Origin of the sequence: Pseudonocardia sp. EV170527-09, from assembly GCF_008369905.1 — a bacterium.
Taxonomy (GTDB): Bacteria; Actinomycetota; Actinomycetes; order Mycobacteriales; family Pseudonocardiaceae; genus Pseudonocardia.
Genome location: NZ_VRMC01000688.1, coordinates 1 through 231, shown reverse-complemented (window position 1 = coordinate 231; position 231 = coordinate 1). Strand labels below are relative to the sequence as shown.

At 59.3% G+C, this 231-nt stretch carries 1 protein-coding gene; it reads right to left on the bottom strand.

All coding sequences use genetic code 11. The features are described 5' to 3' along the window. Nucleotides 1–46: 46 nt before the first annotated feature. Nucleotides 47–231: ethylbenzene dehydrogenase-related protein (locus tag FVA95_RS30500; protein ID WP_205016125.1), on the bottom strand; the 185-nt coding region annotated here is incomplete at its 5' end.

Sequence of the window (231 nt, the reverse complement as noted above, 5' to 3'; positions counted from 1 at the left end):
GCCCCGTAGTGGTCTCCGGTCGAGCCCGTCGCCCGTCATAAGACGCCTACTTCTGCGACACGACGCGCACCGGGCGGTTATGGCTCGCATGCCGCGTCTGTGCATGGTCGAAGACAGCGACCCACATGTAGACATCGCGGCCTGGCACGAAAGCTTTGTCATACCTTCCATCGCTTTTCATGTTGCGCGTCAGCTCAAGCGTCCAATGTCCGTTGCTCCATTTTGAAACCC